General features: G+C 70.4%; 8 protein-coding genes. 5 read left to right on the top strand and 3 right to left on the bottom strand.

Annotated elements, in window-relative coordinates:
* Positions 1 to 278 precede the first annotated feature (278 nt).
* The 5 genes from WMF12_RS21445 to WMF12_RS21425 all read left to right on the top strand — a co-directional run bounded on the left by WMF12_RS21445 (position 279) and on the right by WMF12_RS21425 (position 12406).
* On the top strand, positions 279 to 5339 hold the full coding sequence (locus WMF12_RS21445) for an AAA family ATPase (RefSeq protein ID WP_437873362.1): 5061 nt from the start codon (positions 279 to 281) through the stop codon (positions 5337 to 5339).
* A 187-nt stretch (positions 5340 to 5526) separates the two neighbouring features.
* The gene (locus WMF12_RS21440; RefSeq protein WP_437873361.1) at positions 5527 to 6549 is read left to right on the top strand and encodes a sugar-binding protein; all 1023 of its coding nucleotides are present in this window, start codon (positions 5527 to 5529) and stop codon (positions 6547 to 6549) included.
* Between the two features lie 72 nt (positions 6550 to 6621).
* The gene (locus tag WMF12_RS21435; protein ID WP_437873360.1) at positions 6622 to 8148 is read left to right on the top strand and encodes a sugar ABC transporter ATP-binding protein; all 1527 of its coding nucleotides are present in this window, start codon (positions 6622 to 6624) and stop codon (positions 8146 to 8148) included.
* A 24-nt stretch (positions 8149 to 8172) separates the two neighbouring features.
* On the top strand, positions 8173 to 9309 hold the full coding sequence (locus WMF12_RS21430) for an ABC transporter permease (protein WP_437873359.1): 1137 nt from the start codon (positions 8173 to 8175) through the stop codon (positions 9307 to 9309).
* Between the two features lie 469 nt (positions 9310 to 9778).
* On the top strand, positions 9779 to 12406 hold the full coding sequence (locus WMF12_RS21425) for a glycoside hydrolase family 15 protein (RefSeq protein ID WP_437873878.1): 2628 nt from the start codon (positions 9779 to 9781) through the stop codon (positions 12404 to 12406).
* A gap of 24 nt (positions 12407 to 12430) precedes the next feature.
* On the opposite strand, the gene WMF12_RS21420 is transcribed toward WMF12_RS21425, so the two are convergent.
* From WMF12_RS21420 to WMF12_RS21410, 3 genes are all read right to left on the bottom strand, one after another.
* Positions 12431 to 13621, bottom strand: a complete 1191-nt coding sequence (locus tag WMF12_RS21420; RefSeq protein WP_437873357.1) for an ATP-binding protein — start codon at positions 13619 to 13621, stop codon at positions 12431 to 12433.
* Positions 13618 to 14955 carry a sensor histidine kinase gene (locus tag WMF12_RS21415; protein WP_437873356.1) on the bottom strand — a complete coding sequence of 446 codons (1338 nt, stop codon included), beginning with the start codon at positions 14953 to 14955 and terminating at the stop codon, positions 13618 to 13620. The genes WMF12_RS21420 and WMF12_RS21415 overlap by 4 nt, the downstream gene beginning before the upstream one ends.
* 127 nt (positions 14956 to 15082) lie before the next feature.
* Positions 15083 to 16591, bottom strand: a complete 1509-nt coding sequence (locus WMF12_RS21410; RefSeq protein ID WP_437873355.1) for a cobalamin B12-binding domain-containing protein — start codon at positions 16589 to 16591, stop codon at positions 15083 to 15085.
* Positions 16592 to 16739: the final 148 nt, after the last annotated feature.

Genomic DNA, 16739 nt, shown 5'->3' with positions numbered 1-16739 from the left:
CGCCGCGCTAGCGCGCCGCACTGCCGCGCTCGGTGACGGGCGCGAACGCCAGACTCCGTCCGAGTTGGATGTATGGCGCACAAACACTGAAAAATATCACCCTGGACGAATCAATGTTCCGATTTCGGTGGTGACTCGGGGGCAGCGATCTAGACATAATCCGCCCATGGTGCGCTTGTGCGAGAACACCGTCCGTCCTGCCTGCTCGACGCGAGCAGCAGCGGCGGCGGGCCGGCCCAGCGCCCCGGCGAGGTGAGATGCTCTCCGCGACCTGTTCCGTGAGCCAGCCGATCTACGTCGACTCGAGCATCGAGGTGTTCGAAGGAACCTGGGGTGACGAGCGCAAGCCTGCTGTCTTCAAGGTCCTGAAGAGCGAGTTCCCGAGCGCGCGCGAGCTCGCGGCGCTCCGGCACGAGTACAACGTGCTCTGCGCGCTCGACGTCGAGGGCGTCGTCAAGGCCTACGGGCTCGAGAAGCACAGGAACGGCCTCGCGCTCGTGCTCGAGCGGCCGAGCAGGACGACGCTGCACGACATCCTGCGCGCCGGCCGGCTGGAGCTCAAGGCGGCGTTGACGATCGCCCGCTCGGCGGCCCGGGTCCTCGACGAGTTCCACCGCCGCAAGGTGATTCACAAGGACATCAAGCCGCACAACCTCCTCGTCGACCCGGACACGCTCGAGGTCCATTTCGTCGGCTTCGGCATCGCGACGCTCCTCCCGCAGGAGACGCAGCAGGCGATAAGCCCCGAGGCGCTCGAGGGGACGCTCGCGTACATGTCGCCGGAGCAGACCGGCCGGATGAACCGCGTGATCGACCGCCGCACCGACCTCTACTCGTTCGGCGTGACCCTCTATCAGATGCTCACCGGCGTCCTGCCGTTCACCGGCAGCGATCCGCTCGATCTCATCCATGGCCACATCGCGCGGACGCCGGTGCCGCCGCCCGAGCAAGTCCCGGGCGTGCCCGACGCGGTGTCCCGGATCGTGATGAAGCTCCTCGAGAAGAACGCGGAGGACCGGTACCAGAGCGCCTTCGGGCTCTTCGCCGACCTCGACGCGTGCCTCCGCCAGCTCTCGACCTCCGGCGCCGTGGCGCCCTTCGCGCTCGGCCTGCGCGACATCCCCGATACGCTGCGCATCCCGCAGAAGCTCTACGGCCGCGCCGAGGAGGAGCGCGCGCTGCTCGCCGCCTTCGAGCGCGCCGCCGGCGGGGAGGGCGAGCTCCTGCTCGTGTCGGGGTACTCGGGCATGGGCAAGTCGGCCCTCGTGAACGAGATGCACAGGGCCATCACCCAGCGAGGCGGCTACTTCACCGCAGGCAAGTTCGAGCAGCTGAACCGCGGTGCGCCGTACGCCTCGCTCGCGCGCGCCTTCCGGGAGCTCCTCCGGCACATCCTCACCGAGCGACCGGAGCAGCTCGCGCGCTGGAGCGCGGCGCTCGGCCGGGCCGTCGGGAGCACCGGCCAGCTCCTCGTCGACCTCATCCCGGAGCTCGAGTGGATCATCGGCCAGCAGCCCCCGGTCCAGCAGCTGCCGCCGGCGGAGGCGCAGGGCCGCTTTCACGCGATCTTCAAGGCGTTCGTCCGCGTCTTCGCGACCGCCGAGCACCCCCTCGTCCTCTTCCTGGACGACCTGCAGTGGGCCGACCAGGCCTCGCTCAAGCTGCTCCAGGTCCTGGCCGCCGATCCAGAGCGCGGCCACCTGCTCCTCCTCGGCGCCTTCCGCGACAACGAGGTGTACGCGGCCCACCCGCTCCGCGTCGCGCTCGACGAGATCGAGAAGGCGGGCGCGCCGCTCCGCGAGCTCAAGCTGAGGCCGCTCGCCCTCGCCGACGTGATCGCGCTGCTCTCGGACGCGCTCTCCGCCGCCCGCGCAGACGTCGAGCCGCTCGCCCGCGTGGTGTTCGACCGGACCCAGAGCAACCCGTTCTTCGTGCGGCAGTTCCTGGGCTCGCTCCACGCGGAGGGCCTGCTCCGCTTCGAGAAGGGCGCCTGGACATGGGATCTCGACGGCATCCGGCGGCGCACGGTCACCGACAACGTCGTCGACTTCATGGCGCGCAAGATCGAGGAGCTCGAGCCCGAGCTCGTCCGCGTCCTCCGCCTCGCGGCCTGCATCGGGCACGAGTTCGACCTGCGCACCCTCGCGGTCATCAGCGAGCGGCCGGCGCACGAGACCGTGGCCGCGCTGTGGAAGATCCTGCAAGAGGGCCTGATCGCGCCCGTGGACGCCGACTACCGCCTCGCGCACGCGACCGACGACGAGGCGCAGACCGGCGTCGACTGGCGCGTCACCTACCGCTTCCTGCACGATCGCGTCCAGCAGGCGGCGTACTCGCTCATCAGCGAGGATCGCAAGCGCGAGGTCCACCTCAGGATCGCGCGGCTCATGCTCGCCAGCTGCGAGGGCGCCGCGCGGGACGAGGCGCTCTTCGACATCGTCAACCACGTCAACATCGCGGCGCCCATCGTGACCTCGGCCGCGGAGCAGGCCACGGCCGCGGAGCTGAACCTCGCCGCCGGCAGGAGGGCCAAGGCCGCCACCGCCTACGAGGCGGCGGCCGGCTATTTCCGCGCGGGGCTCGGGTTTCTGCCCCACGGCGGCTTCGACGATCACTACGAGCTCGCCCTCGCGCTCCACAGGGAGCGCGCCGAGGTCGAGTCGCTGTGCGGCGCCTTCGAGGAGGCCGAGCGGCTCTGTACCGCGGCGCTCGCGCGCGCCCGGACGGCCATGGACAAGGTCTCTGTCCTCCTCGTCCAGGCGAACCAGTACCTGCTCCAGTGGCGCAATCACGAGGCGACCCTGGTCCAGAAGGCCGGCCTCCGGCTCCTCGGCTGTCCGATCCCCGAGGCCCGGGAGGAGGTCGCCGCGCTGCTCGAGCAGGAGCTCCAGGCGGTGCCCGTCCTCCTCGGCGCGCGCAGCATCGAGGAGCTCGCCCGCGCCCCGAGGACGACGAGCCCCGAGCACCCCGTGACGCTGGAGCTGCTCGTGAACCTGTTCTTCGGGGCCTACAACTCGAGCGACCAGACGCTCGCGAACCTCGCCATCGTGAAGATGGTGACGCTCTCGCTGCAGCACGGAAACAGCGATATGTCCGCGTTCGGATACGTCGCGTACGGCATGGTGGTCGGGCCGTTGCTCGGCGAGTACGAGACGGCGTATCGGTTCGGCAAGATGGCCGTCGAGCTCGCAGACCAGCTCGACAACCTCGTGCTCCGGGCCAAGACCTACCACATCTTCTCCGCGGACGTGCACAGCTGGACGCAGCCCCTGCGGAAGGCGGATCCCTATTACGACCGGGTCTACGACCTCGGGCTCCAGGCCGGCGACTGGACGGCCATGGGGTACATGATCAGCCAGAGCGGCTCGGACCGGCTCACCTACGGGATGAACCTCGCGGAGCTCTCGCAGCTCACCGAGACGCACCTCGCGTTCCTGCGGCGCGCCCGCAGCCATGACATCATCGATATCCTCCTCGCGGGTGTGATCCAGCCCCTCAGGTGCCTGCAAGGGCTGACGAGGGGCCGGCTCAGCTTCGACGACGACGGGTTCGACGAGGCGTCCTACGTGGCGAAGCACGGCGGCTCGCCCTACCACATGGGGTGGTTGTATTACGCCAAGATCCGGAATGCCTACCTGTTCGGCGACAGGGCGAGCTTTGCCGATCTGATGCCGAAGCTCGCCGTGATCGAGGGCGCCTTGCCGACGCACGCCAAGGTGCCCGAGGCGACGTTCTACGCGGGCCTCATGCGGATCGCCGCGTGGGAGAGCGCCGAGGGCGCGGGGCGGCGGGAGCACGAAGCGCACCTGCTGCGGCTCCTCGGGCGGATGAAGCGCTGGGCCGACGCCGGGCCGGACAACGTGCTTCACAAGCACCTGCTCCTGCTCGCCGAGCAGGCCCGCGTCGAGGGGCGGAGGGCCGAGGCGATGGACCTCTACGAGCGGGGCATCGAGGCCGCGCGGCAGGCCGACTACATCAACAACCAGGCGCTCGGCAACGAGCTCTACGGCAGGTTCTGGCTCGCGCAGGGCAGGGTCGAGTTCGCGCACATCTTCCTGCGCAGGGCGGTTTACCTGTACGAGCGCTGGGGGGCGACCGAGAAGGCCAAGGCGCTGCGCGAGGAGCTCGCGCCGGCCGACCCCTCGGCCCTGGGCCAGCCTCTTCCGCTCTCGCCGACCGGCACCGCGCTCCAGGGCCTCGTCGCGGGGGAGAGCTTCGATCTCGCCACGGTCCTCAGCACCGCCCAGGCCATCTCGAGCGCGATCGTGCTCGACAAGGTGATCGAGCAGGTCTTGCGCAGCGTGATCAAGAGCGCCGGGGCGAGCCGGGGGTTCCTCATCCTCGCGCGCGGCGAGGTGCTGACGATCGAGGCGATGATCGCGGTCGGCCCCGACACGGTGAGCCTGGGCCTCTCGATGCCCCTGGAGGCGCGCCTCGATCTGGCCCGCTCGGTCGTGCATTACGTGGCGCGCTCGCGCGAGGCGCTCGTGATCGGGCGCGCGGACGACGACCCGCGCCTCGCCGGCGATCCGCACGTGATCGCGCGCCGGCCGAAATCGATCCTGGGCTTGCCGCTCCTGCACCAGGGCCGGCTGAGCGGGGTGCTGTACCTGGAGAACCACCTCGCGGAGCACGCGTTCACCGCCGATCGCATCGAGCTCTTGCGGCTCCTGTCCTCGCAGGCGGCGGTGGCGGTCGAGAACGCGCTGCTCTACGCGGACCTCACGGCCGTGAGCGCCGAGCTCCGTGAGGCCAACGAGCGGCTGGAGCAGGAGGTGAAGGAGCGGACGGAGGAGCTCTCTCTGGCCAACGTGCGCCTCTCCGCCCAGAGCGCCGAGCTCCGGGACGCCAACGTGCGCCTGTTGCACGAGCTCGGCGAGCGCGAGCGCGCCGAGGCGGCCCGGGCCGAGCTGCAAGAGGAGGTGATCCGGTTCCAGCGGGCGAAGATCTCCGAGCTGTCGACCCCGCTCGTGCCCATCACGAGCGACGTGATGGTCATGCCGCTCATCGGCACGCTGGACGAGGAGCGCGCGCACGACGTGCTCGAGACCCTGCTCGACGGCGCGACGAGGAGCGGCACCCGCACCGTCATCATCGATGTCACGGGGATCAAGGGGGTCGATCAGCGCGTGGCGAACGCCCTGCTCAAGGCGGCGAACGCCCTCCGGCTGCTCGGGGTCCAGGCGGTGCTGACGGGCATCCGCGGCGAGGTCGCGCAGGCGCTCCTCCGGCTCGACATCGACATGTCCCGCATCGTGATCCGCGGGACGCTGCAGGGCGGGATCGCCTACGCCGTCGGCCGATCGGGCGGCATGAGCGCGCTGGGCACGCGGCGCTAGGGGGGCGAGAGGCGCGTGGCGATCTGCGCGTCGAATCGTGTAGACACGTCTGGAGCGGATCGCGCATCATGAGCTGGCCAGTTGACCGGGGGTTCCTGCTCTGTCGTGGCCCGTGCGGCGGCACGAGGCGTATGGGCCCGTCGCGCGAGGCGGCTCTTGCCGGGTGGACGGGTGGAGGGGAGAGCGCATGTTGAAGAGCATCGGTCGGTTCATCGTCGGGGTCTGCGTGGCGGCGGGGCTCGCGACCCTGGGCTGCGACAACGGCGGCGCGCCGGCGGCGGGGGGCAAGCCGAAGCTCGCCTACATCACGAACGGCGTCGCCCCGTTCTGGACCATCGCCGAGAAGGGCGTCATCGACGGCGCGAAGGAGCACAACGTCGACGTGAGCGTCGTGATGCCGAGCGACGTGAACGACCAGCTGCACCGGGTCGAGGATCTCCTGATCCGCGGCGTCGACGGCATCGCGATCAGCCCGATCGACGCGGAGAACCAGGTCCCGCTGCTCAACAAGGCGGCCGCGAAGACGAAGCTCATCACGCAGGACTCGGACGCTCCGAAGAGCGATCGCATCGTGTACATCGGCATCGACAACTACGTCGCTGGCCGGATGGCGGGGCAGCTCGTGAAGGAGGCGATCCCCGGCGGCGGCAAGGTGGCCATCCTGGTCGGCCGGCTCGAGGGCGACAACGCCCGCAAGCGCCGTCAAGGCGTGCTCGACGAGCTGCTCGATCGCCAGGACAATAGCGCTGGGAACGACCCGCTCAACCAGGAGCTGAAGGGGGCGAAATACACCATCGTCGCGACCCTGACCGATCAGATCGACGCCGCCAAGGCGAAGAGCAACGCCGAAGACATGATGTCGGCGCACCCGGACCTCGTGGGCCTGATCGGCCTGAACGCGTACCACACGCCCGCCCTGCTCGAGGCGGTGAAGCAGGCGGGGAAGATGAGCTCGATCCAGGTCGTCGGCTTCGACGAGCAGGACGCGACGCTGCGCGCGATCCAGGACGGCGAGGTGGTCGGCACGGTGGTGCAGAATCCGTACATGTACGGCAAGGAGTCGGTGCGCGTGCTCGCGGCGCTCGTGCGGGGGGATAACTCCGTCGTGCCTCAGGACAAGTTCATCTCCCTGCCGGCCCGGCAGATCCGCAAGGGCAACCTGGACGAGTTCTGGGCCGATCTGAAGCAGAAGGCGGGCAAACAACAGTGAGCCCGGCGTCGGGCAGCGCTGCGCCCCCGCGGCGCGCGCCCCGGGCCGGCGACGCTCGACGCGCTGACGCGAATGACAGCCTCCTCGCCTGAACCGGACGCGACGCCGCTGCTCGAGGCGCGCGGCCTGACCAAGCGCTTCCCCGGCGTGCTCGCGCTCAGCGGCGTGCACCTCGCGCTCGGCCGAGGCGAGGTGCTCGGCATCGTCGGCGAGAACGGCGCTGGCAAGAGCACCCTCATGAAGATCCTCGCCGGCGTCGAGGCGCCCGACGCCGGCGAGATGCTCTTCGACGGGCGGCCTGTCGCGCTCGGCTCGGTCAGGGAGGCGCTCTCCCGCGGGATCGCGCTCATCCACCAGGAGCTCAACCTGGCGGACAACCTCGATGTCGCGGCCAACATCTATCTCGGCCGGGAGCCGCGGCGTGGCGGCTTCATCGACGAGGGCAGGATGGAGCGGGAGGCGCGGGCGATCATGGCGCGGGTCGGCCTCGCGTGCTCGCCGCGCGCGCTCGTCGGCGGCCTGTCGCTCGGGCAGCGGCACCTGGTCGAGATCGCGAAGGCGCTCTCCGCGAACGCGCGGGTGCTCATCATGGACGAGCCCACGTCGTGCCTGTGCCCGCACGAGGCCGAGGCGCTCTTCCAGGTGGTGAGGGAGCTCCGCGCGGGCGGGATCAGCGTCGTGTACATCTCTCACCGCCTCGGCGAGGTGAGGGCGCTCTGCGATCGCGTGCTCGTGCTGCGCGACGGCGAGAACGCGGGCGAGCTCGCGCGCGGGGAGGAAATGAGCCACGAGCGCATCGTGAGGCTGATGGTGGGCCGCGATCTCTCGCAGTTCTATCCGCACGTCCCGAACCCGCCCGGCGAGCCGGTGCTCGAGGTCTCCGGCCTCCGGACGCCGAGGCACCCCGAGCGAGCGCTCTCCTTCACGGTGCGCGGCGGGGAGATCGTCGGCGTGGCCGGGCTCCTCGGCGCGGGGCGCACGTCGCTGCTCCGGACGCTGTTCGGCGTCACGCCGGCGGCCGGAGGCGCCGTCCGCGTGGCCGGGCGGGCGATCACGCCGCGCGCCCCGCGAGACGCCATCGCCGCCGGGATAGGCCTGGTCCCGGAGGACCGCCAGCAACAGGGCATCATCCTGGAGATGGCGATCCGGGCGAACGTGAGCCTCCCGAGCCTCGGCGCGGCGCAGCGCTACGGCGTCCTCGACCGCGCGGGCGAGCGCCGGATGTCGGCGCAGACGATCCGGGAGCTCGGCGTGCGGACGCCGAGCGACGTGCAGCCGGCGCAGCACCTGTCCGGCGGCAACCAGCAGAAGGTCGTCATCGGAAAGTGGCTATCGATGTCGCCGCGCGTGCTGCTCCTGGACGAGCCGACCCGCGGCATTGACGTCGGCGCCAAGCACGAGATATACCAGCTGATGGAGCGATTGGCAGCGAGCGGCATGGCCACCCTGTTCGTCTCCAGCGACATGGAAGAGGTGATAGGCATGTCCGACCGTGCGCTGGTGATGCACGAGGGGCGCATCGCCGGCGAGCTCGGCCGCGCCGAGCTGAGCGAGGAGGCGATCATGCAGCTCGCGACCGGCAGCGACGCCGCGGCGTGACAGGAGCCATCGAGGCCAGAGAGCATGTCTGTGACGACGACACATGACCTCGGGGCGCGCGGCGCCGCGCCGGCTGCGCTGCTCGTGCCCACCACGCGGCGGAAGGTGCTCGGCGTCTTCTGGCTCCTCCTCGCGGTGTCGCTCGGCACCGCGCTCCTGAACGGGAGGTTCCTCCTCGCGGAGAACCTCGAGAACCTGATCCGGAGGACGGCGCTGTTCGGCATCCTCAGCATCGGGGCGGGCTTCGTGATCATCACGGGCGGTATCGACCTGTCGATCGGCTCGGTCGTGGCGCTCGCCGGCTGCATGCTGCCGTGGCTCCTCTCGGTGCAGCACTGGCCGGCCTCGCTGGCGGTGCCCGTGCTGCTCGGCATCTCCCTCTGCATCGGGCTCGCGCACGGGCTGCTCATCACGAAGCTCCGGCTCCAGCCGTTCGTGGTGACGCTCTGCGGGCTCCTGCTCTACCGGGGCACCGCGCGCGGGATCTCCGGCGATCAGACGCAGGGGTTCGGCGTCGGGTTCGAGTCGCTGCGCTACCTGTCGGTCGGCAGCCCGCTCTCGGTCCCCGTGCCGTTCCTCTCGTGGATCTCCGAGGGGCGCTTCAGCCCCTACGCGGTGCACCCGTTCACCGGCGTGAAGACGCGGCTCGCGCCGATCACGTGGATCGACATCCCGATGCCGTTCCTCTTGTTCCTCGCGATCGCGGTGGCGGCGTCGATCTTCCTGAACCGCACCGTCTACGGCCGCTATTTGATGGCGCTGGGCCGCAACGAGCAGGCGGCCCGCTACAGCGGGGTCGATACCGACAGGATGACGATCCTCGCGTATGTCCTCTGCTCGGTGCTCGCCTGCTTCGGGGGCATGCTGTTCGCGCTGGAGGTCAACTCGGCCCAGCCGGTCGATTTCGGCAATTTCTACGAGCTGTACGCGATCGCCGCGGCCGTGCTGGGCGGCTTCAGCTTGCGCGGCGGCGAGGGCGCGGTCCTGGGCGTCATCCTGGGCACCGCCCTCATGCAGGTGCTGCGCAACGCCATCAACATGCTGGGCGTCCCGACCCAGATCGAGTTCGCGGTCATCGGCGCCGTCATCCTGATCGGCGTCATCGCGGACGAGGTGGTCAGGCGCTACGCGGCGGCGAGGCGCAAGGCGGTTTTCGCGTGAGCTGATGAGCTCGCGGCGGCGAGGTCGACGCCGCGCTCCGTCGAGCCCGCGACGCGAGCTGCGCTGTTCGCGTCGATCGCCCCACCGCGTGATGGTTTCGGTGCTGGTGGATCCGCGTCGACACGGCGCATAGAGCGCAGCGTCGCTGTCCTTGCCAGGAGCTCGGCATGGCGGCGCGCAGGTGCGCGCAAGCGCGCGAAGATCGCGTGCTACGCTACAGCATTGCTGGCGTCCCACGCGGAGCCGGAGCGAAGTGAGCGCAGGGGGCCCGGGCCGCGATCCGCCAGTTCCACGTAAAAACATCAACCAAGTCGCTGGCTTACGGTAGCCGTGGAGCGGTCTTCACGCGACGGCCACCCGATGGAAGGGGAATGGCGTGATGCTGAAGCGCATTTCTTGTGGCACTGCAATTGTTTGCCTGACACTCGGGCTCGCGGGCTGCGCGCTCGACACGGATGCAGAGGAGCCGATGGCCGGGGAGTCCGCGGTCCCGTTCCCGTTCGGCACCGCCGGCAGGGCCCCGTCGAAGGCAGAGGCCCTGAAGGCGCTCGGCGCCGGCATTGCCGCCAAGGGGGTCGGGGTACCCTCTGTGTGGGGACCTGCGGAGAAGTCCTTCCTCGGCACCTCGACGACCGCGGCCTCGAGGGTCTACTTCACCGGTCATCGCGGCATCGTGTCCGAGGTGTTCTATCCGGTGCTCGACACCGTGAACACCGTCGATCTGCAGTTCCTGGTGGGGGACACGGCGAAGACCTTCGTCGACGAGGAGAAGCAGCAGAGCTTCACCGTGACCCAGCCGGACAAGCGGTCCATGCGCTGGCAGGCGACGACGACGAACAGCGCCCACAACTGGCGGATCACCAAGACCGTCTTCACCGATCCGGGGCGCCACGCGTTGATCCAGCGCGTCCGGTTCGACGCCCTGGGCGGCAGGAACGTCACCCAGTTCAACCTCTACCTGCTTCACAACCCGGCGATGGACAACTCCGGGGCCGGCGACACGTCGAGGACCGTCGAGGCAGGGGGGCGCACGCTGCTCGTCGCCTCGGAGAACAGCCGCGCCTCGGCGCTCGCCGCGTCGCGCCCATGGAAGGTGGTGAGCGGCGCGCCGATGGTGTCGAGCGGCTTCGTCGGCGAGTCGGACGGCTGGACCGACCTCCTCGGCGGGAACGTCGACAGGACCATGACCTGGCGAAACGACCTGGCGAGCGGCGGCAATGTGGCGCAGATGGGCTGGATCGACCTCGGCGCGAGCGCCGTCACCAGCGTCTCGTTCGACGTCGTGCTCGGCTTCGGCGCGACCGAGACCGAGGCGGCCTCCACCGCGAACGCGACGCTCGGCAGCAGCCTGAGCACGCTGCAAACCACCTACGACAACGGGTGGAAGACCTACGCGGCCGGGCTCAGCAGCCAGAGCGCCACCGCCGACGACCAGTATTACCTCGCGGCGATGTCGCTCAAGGCGATCCAGGACAAATCGAACGGCGCCATGATCGCGGGGATGGGCACGCCCTGGGGCGAGACCAACGGCGACGGCAACAACGGCGGCTACCACCTGGTCTGGGCGCGCGATCTGTTCAAGTTCGCCAGCGCGCTGGTGACGGCCGGCGACACCGCGACCGGGACCTCGGTTGTCAACTACCTGTTCAACACCCTGCAGCAGTCGAGCGACTGCGGCGCCGCCGAGTACGACGCGCCGGGCTGCCCGCAGGGCTACAGCCGCGTCGGCCGCTTCCCGCAGAACGCCTGGGTCAGCGGCTGGCAGTACTGGCAAGGCACGCAGATGGATGAGCAGGCGATGCCGATCATCCTCGCGTGGCGGCTCGGACCTTCCGTCTACAACCCGCTGTGGAAGAAGATCAAGAGGACCGCCGACTACATCGTCAACACCGGCCCATGGACCCAGCAGGAGCGCTGGGAGGAGAACGCCGGGTACTCGCCGTCGACCATCGCGGCGGAGATCGCCGGCCTCGTCTGCGCCGCGACGATCGCCCGCGCGAACGGCGACACCACCAGCGCGGCGCGCTACATGGCCGCCGCCGACTATTGGCAGCAGGGCGTCGACCGCTGGACGTTCACGACCACGGGGTACCACGGCGACGGCCGGTATTACATCCGCATCAACCCCTCTGCGCGGGGCAACACGGGCAGCGGGCCGCAGGTGTACAACCCGGTGTCCGGGCCGGACGCGGCGGTCAGCTTCACGATCGGCAACGGCGGCGGCACGCACGACCAGCGGTACATCGTCGACGGCGGGTTCCTCGAGCTCGTGCGGATGGGGGTGAAGCGGGCCGACGATCCCTCGATCGTCGCGACGCTGCCCGAGTACGACGCCATCCTGAAGCGGACCATCGCCGGCAAGGGGGACGCGTGGTTCCGCTACAACTACGATGGATACGGCGAGAAGAACGACGGCGGCAACTTCGACGGAAACGGCGGCCGGGGCCGGCTGTGGCCCATCTTCACGGCCGAGCGCGGCATGTTCAAGATCGCCAGCACGGGTGTCGGCGCCGACGGCAACCCCTACCTGACCGCGGTGAAGGCGTTCTCGACGCCCCAGGGCTTCATCCCAGAGCAGGTATGGAGCGAGACGACGGACGTCACCGGCTGGTCCGTCCAGAAGCCGGCGAACGTCGCGGCGGGCACCCCGACGCGGTCGATGAGCCCCCTGAACTGGGCGATGGGCGAGTACATCAGCCTGGTGGCGTCGATCCGGGCGGGCAGGGTCGTCGATATCCCCTCGGTGGTCTGCGGCCGCTACAACGCGTGTGTGGTGCCGCCCGGCTCCGGCGAGGCAGGCGTCACGGTCAACGTCACCGCGACCACCGTGGTTGGCCAGCACATGTACGTCACTGGCAACACCGCGGCGCTCGGCAGCTGGAACACCGATCTCGGCGTTCCGGTCGATCCGCGCAGTTACCCCGTGTGGACGAACCGCGTCAACCTGCCGGCCAGCAGCGCGCTCCAGTACAAGTACTATCGCAAGAACGCCGACGGCACCGTGACCTGGGAGAACCTCCCGGGCGGCGGCAATCGCGCGATGAGCACGCCCGCGTCCGGCGGGACGCTCACGCTCAACGACTCCGTGAGCTGGTGAGCCAGGCGCGGCGCGCGGGCGAGCCTACGCCGCGGGGCGCTCGGGCTCGCAGGCGCGCCCAGCCTTCATCGGGAGCGTGAAGAACACCCGCGTTCCCCGGCCGAGCTCGCTCTCCACGCGGATCGCGCCGCCGTGGCGCTCGACGAGGTTCTTGCAGATCGACAGGCCGAGCCCCGTGCTCTTCTCGCCGCCGGTCGACCGGGTGCTCGTCCTCCGGAACTTGCAGAACAGGCCGCTGATCTCGTCCGGGCGAATTCCCAGGCCCTGATCCTCGATCATCACCTCGACCGCTTCACCGAGCCTCCGCGCGCGCACCGTCACCGTCGTGCCCGGATGAGAGAACTTGAACGCGTTGCTGAGCAGGTTGCTCAGGACCTGCTCGATCCGCGCGACGTCACAGCAGACGAACGGGAGATCCGCGGGCACGTCGACGTGCACCGCGATCCCCTTCCGGCCGGCGCCGTGCTCGTTCAGGGAGACCGCCGCCAGGAGGATGCCTCGCAGGTCGGCCTCCTGCAGGCGAAGCGCGGCATTCCCGTGCTCCAGCGTCGTGATGTCGAGCAGGTTCTCGAGCAGCTGCAGCGCGAACTCGGCGTTGTCCTGGATCTTCAGGGCGTAGCGCCGCGTGTCCTCGGGCCCCACGCCGGCGCCGGCCAGCTGCATCTTCGAGAACCACTGGATCGCCGCGATCGGATTGCGCAGATCGTGCGCGGCGACGCCCATGAGCTCATGGGTCCTCTCGGTCACCTCGGCGAGCTGCTGGTTCTCGAGGTGGAGCGCGTCGGCGCTCGTCTTGAGGCTCGAGAGGAGCCGCTGGCAGCGGCTGATGCGCTCGTGCTGCGCGAACGCGTCGCTCACGACGCCGGCGAGCTCCGGCGGATCCCATGGCTTGGAGATGAACCGGTACACGCCGCCCTCGTTGATGGCCTGGATGGCGGCGCTCGTGTCCGCATAGGCGGTCATGAGGAGGCGGACGGTCTCCGGGAATTCGGCCTTGACGCTCGCGTAGAACTCCGTGCCCGTCGTGCCCGGCATCCGCTGGTCGCTGAGGACGACAGGGATGGGCCGCTCGCGCAAGATCGCGTGGCCCTGCTCGGCGCTCTCCGCGATGAGGACATCGTAATCGCGCCGGAGCTCGCGGCGGAGCGCCTTCAAGGTCTCGCGCTCGTCGTCGACGATGAGCAGCGCGGGCCGCTCGCCGGAGGCGCGCGTCATCGGTCGACCTCCTTCGGCAGCGTGATCGTGAAGGTGCTGCCCACCCCGGGGGTCGATCGGACGGTGATCGTGCCGCCGTGCTGATCGACGATGATCTTGTGCGAGATGGTGAGGCCGAGCCCCGTGCCCTGCCCGACAGGCTTGGTCGTGAAGAACGGATCGAAGATCCGGCCGAGGACGTCAGGGGGTATCCCGGCGCCGTTGTCCTCGAACTGCAGGACGACCCGGCGCGCTTCGTCGCGCCCGCGGATCACGATGCGACCGTTCCCCCGGCCCCGGCACTCGACCGCCTGGGCCGCGTTGATGAGGAGGTTCAGGAACACCTGGCTGAGCTCCGCCGGCTTGCAGCGCAGCATCGGCAGGTCGGCCCACTCGACCGTCACCTGGACGCCGCCGTTCTTCAGCGTCGGGCCCGCGATCGCGAGGGTGCTCTCCAGGCACTCCTTCAGGTCGCAGCGCTCCTCCTCCGCCCGGTCGATCCGCGTGAAGGTCTTGAGATCCTCGACGATCTTCTGCACGCGCGCGAGGCCGCCCAGCGTACCTTTCACGAGATCCCCCGTATCCTCGCGCAGAAAGTCGGGCTCGACCTCCGCGCGGAGCGCCTCGGCGAGGCCCTTCACGTCGCCCGAGCCTGCGCCGACGGCTGCCCGATCGAGCGTCTCATAAGCGGCGAACAGCCGATCGAGCGACTCTGCCAGGGTGTGCACGTTGCTGCGGACGAAGGCGAGCGGGTTGTTGATCTCGTGGGCCACGCCGGCGGCGAGCTTGCCGAGCGCGTTCATCTTCTCGGAGTGGACGAGCATCGATTGCGTGGCGCGCAGCTGCTCGAGCGACCGCTCGAGCTCCTTCTGCTCGGAGACGAGCCGCCGCTGGAGGCTCGTGATCCGCGAGTTGAGCGCGGACACCTCGGCGACCACGCGCTCGAGCTCGATGACGTCGAACTCGGCGAGGAGCAGCAGGTCGTGGCCGAGCCGCCAGACCTCTCCCCGGAGGCTGTGCGCGATGGACCGGAGATCCCCGAAGTGCAGCATGCCGCGGTAGATCGGCTCCTCGGCGCCGCGCCCGGCCGCGGCGAGCTCCGCGAAGCTCGGGCTGACGAGGCGAGCCTCGGCGCGACCCGGCTCGCCCGCCCCCCCGAGCAGCCGGCGCATGCCGTGGTTGGTGAGCCTCGGCGCGCCGTCCGGCGCGAACACGCCAATCGCGAGCGCGGTCGAGGCCATGAGGAAAGCGGCGGCGAGCTCTGCGACCGGACCGCTGAGCTCGTGTCCCGGCGGCGGGGCCACGAGCGGCGCTCCCTCGATTTCTCCTGCGCTTTGCGTCCTGCGCGGTTCCATCGGAATCATCGGAATCCGAGCCTCTCCCTCGCTCGCGGCGGAGGCGATCTGTCTTTGGCAGGCCGTCGCGGAGCTCGCTATGCGAAACGCACCCCGCGGGGCCGGCGTTTGAAGGCGCGGAGCGGGGTCATGCGCTCCGCGCCGCGAGGAGCTGCTCCGCCGTGCGGACGGCCCGCTCTGCGCTCGGCGCCGAGCCGTCGGCCCCGAGCTGCTTCCAGAGGTCGTCGACGACGCGGAACGGCTGGCCGCCGACCAGGACGACGACGCCCCTGCACCGATCGTCGCCGCGCGCCGCGGTGATCACCTGGCGGACGCTCGAGAGCTGATCGCTGAGCGCGGCCGAGATCGCGAGGACGTCGGCCTTCCGGTCGACGACCTCCTGGATGACGTGCTCGGCCGGCGTGCTGGCCCCGAGATAGAAGGTGTCCCACCCCGCCATCTCGAAGTAATCGGCGATGAAGCGCGCGCCGATCTCGTGGAGGTTCCCGTCCACGGCGGTGGCCACGAGGCGACGGCCGGCGCGATCGGCGCTGACGACGAGCGGATAGAGCTGGCTCAGGATCATCTGCGTGACCGCCGTGCAGTAGTGCTCCCCGGCGATGCTGAGCTGACGGAGCTGCCAGCGCCGGCCCACCTCGTACTGGCACGGCTCCAGCACGTGAGCATAGATGTCCTTGATCGGCGCGCCAGCGTCGAGCGCCTCCCGGATGGCCCGCACCGCTCGCCTCCGGTCCCGCGCGATCAGCGCGTCGAGGTAGCTGCACGCGACGGCGCCGAGCGGAGCCTCCGGGCGGACGAAGCTGGGATTCTCGGCGTGCGTCGAGGTGAGCCGCTCGATCGCCGCCGCCAGGTACCGCCGCGGCGCCTCGGCGAGGCGCTCCGGCAGCGTGAGCGCGAGGACGTCGCCGAGCGCGCGGAGGTAGCCCACGAGCTCGGCGGGGTCGAGGCCGTGCTGCACCAGCAGCGTCTGTGCCCACTCCGCATAGGCGCTGAAGAGCTCCGGCGACCCGTTGTCGACCGCCGCGGCGAGCTGCGCGACGTGGCGCCTGGCGTCGTCGAGGCAGAGGGCGCGCTTCGCGCCGGCGGCGAGCGCGTCCGCCGGGCGCCGCATGAAGCTGAGCGCGACGCTCATCGGCGCGATGCGCGCCGCCGAGCGCTCGATGGCCTCCGCCGCCGAGCCGGCCTCGCTGGCGGCGCACGGGGCCTCGGGGATGGCCGCCAGCGCGGCCGGCGTCACGAGGGGCGAGGCGCAGAGGCGCTCCCGGCCCGCCGCCAGCGCGTCCTGCGCCAGCGAAGAGAGCGCCGGATCGAGCTGCTCGCCGATGCTCTCGCTCAGCGCGTCGAGCGCGGCGCCGAGCGCGCGCCGGGGCACCCCGAGCGCCTCGAGGAACACCGCCGTGAACGCGCAGTACTCGCAGAGCTGCCGGGCGTCCGCCGCGCGGAGCGCCGCCGCGAGGGCGTCGATGTGCGCCGCGAGGTCCACGTGGCAGCGCGAGAGCGCCTCGCGCTCGCCGCGCGCTCCGAACGCGCGCGGCGCGACGGACGCGGCCTCGAGGCGGGCGAGCGCGGCGTCCCTCAACGATTCATGGCGAGCGACGAGCTCATCGGCCGCCCTGTCACGCTCTGTGGTCACCATGCCCGCGTATGTGGTGACGTGCCCTCGTCGCCGCACGCGCCATATCGCACGGGCCCGCCCGACGACGCTCCGGCGGGCGGCCGCCGCCGGAGCGTCGTCGCGGGTCGAGGGCGAGGGGACCCGCCAGGCTTGAGCCGGCGTCGCGCTT

Origin of the sequence: Sorangium sp. So ce363, from assembly GCF_051520435.1 — a bacterium.
Classification (GTDB): domain Bacteria; phylum Myxococcota_A; class Polyangia; order Polyangiales; family Polyangiaceae; genus Sorangium; species Sorangium cellulosum_B.
Note: the sequence above shows the minus strand (reverse complement) of the source record. Positions and strands in the feature narration are given on the sequence as shown.

Bases quoted from the DNA above. Each gene is read 5' to 3' on its own strand.
- WMF12_RS21440 (WP_437873361.1), top strand. From the start codon at position 5,527: ATGTTGAAGAGCATCGGTCGGTTCATCGTCGGGGTCTGCGTGGCGGCG.
- WMF12_RS21435 (WP_437873360.1), top strand. From the start codon at position 6,622: ATGACAGCCTCCTCGCCTGAACCGGACGCGACGCCGCTGCTCGAGGCG.
- WMF12_RS21430 (WP_437873359.1), top strand. From the start codon at position 8,173: ATGTCTGTGACGACGACACATGACCTCGGGGCGCGCGGCGCCGCGCCG.
- WMF12_RS21425 (WP_437873878.1), top strand. From the start codon at position 9,779: ATGGCCGGGGAGTCCGCGGTCCCGTTCCCGTTCGGCACCGCCGGCAGG.
- WMF12_RS21420 (WP_437873357.1), bottom strand. From the start codon at position 13,621: ATGACGCGCGCCTCCGGCGAGCGGCCCGCGCTGCTCATCGTCGACGAC.
- WMF12_RS21415 (WP_437873356.1), bottom strand. From the start codon at position 14,955: ATGGAACCGCGCAGGACGCAAAGCGCAGGAGAAATCGAGGGAGCGCCG.
- WMF12_RS21410 (WP_437873355.1), bottom strand. From the start codon at position 16,591: ATGGTGACCACAGAGCGTGACAGGGCGGCCGATGAGCTCGTCGCTCGC.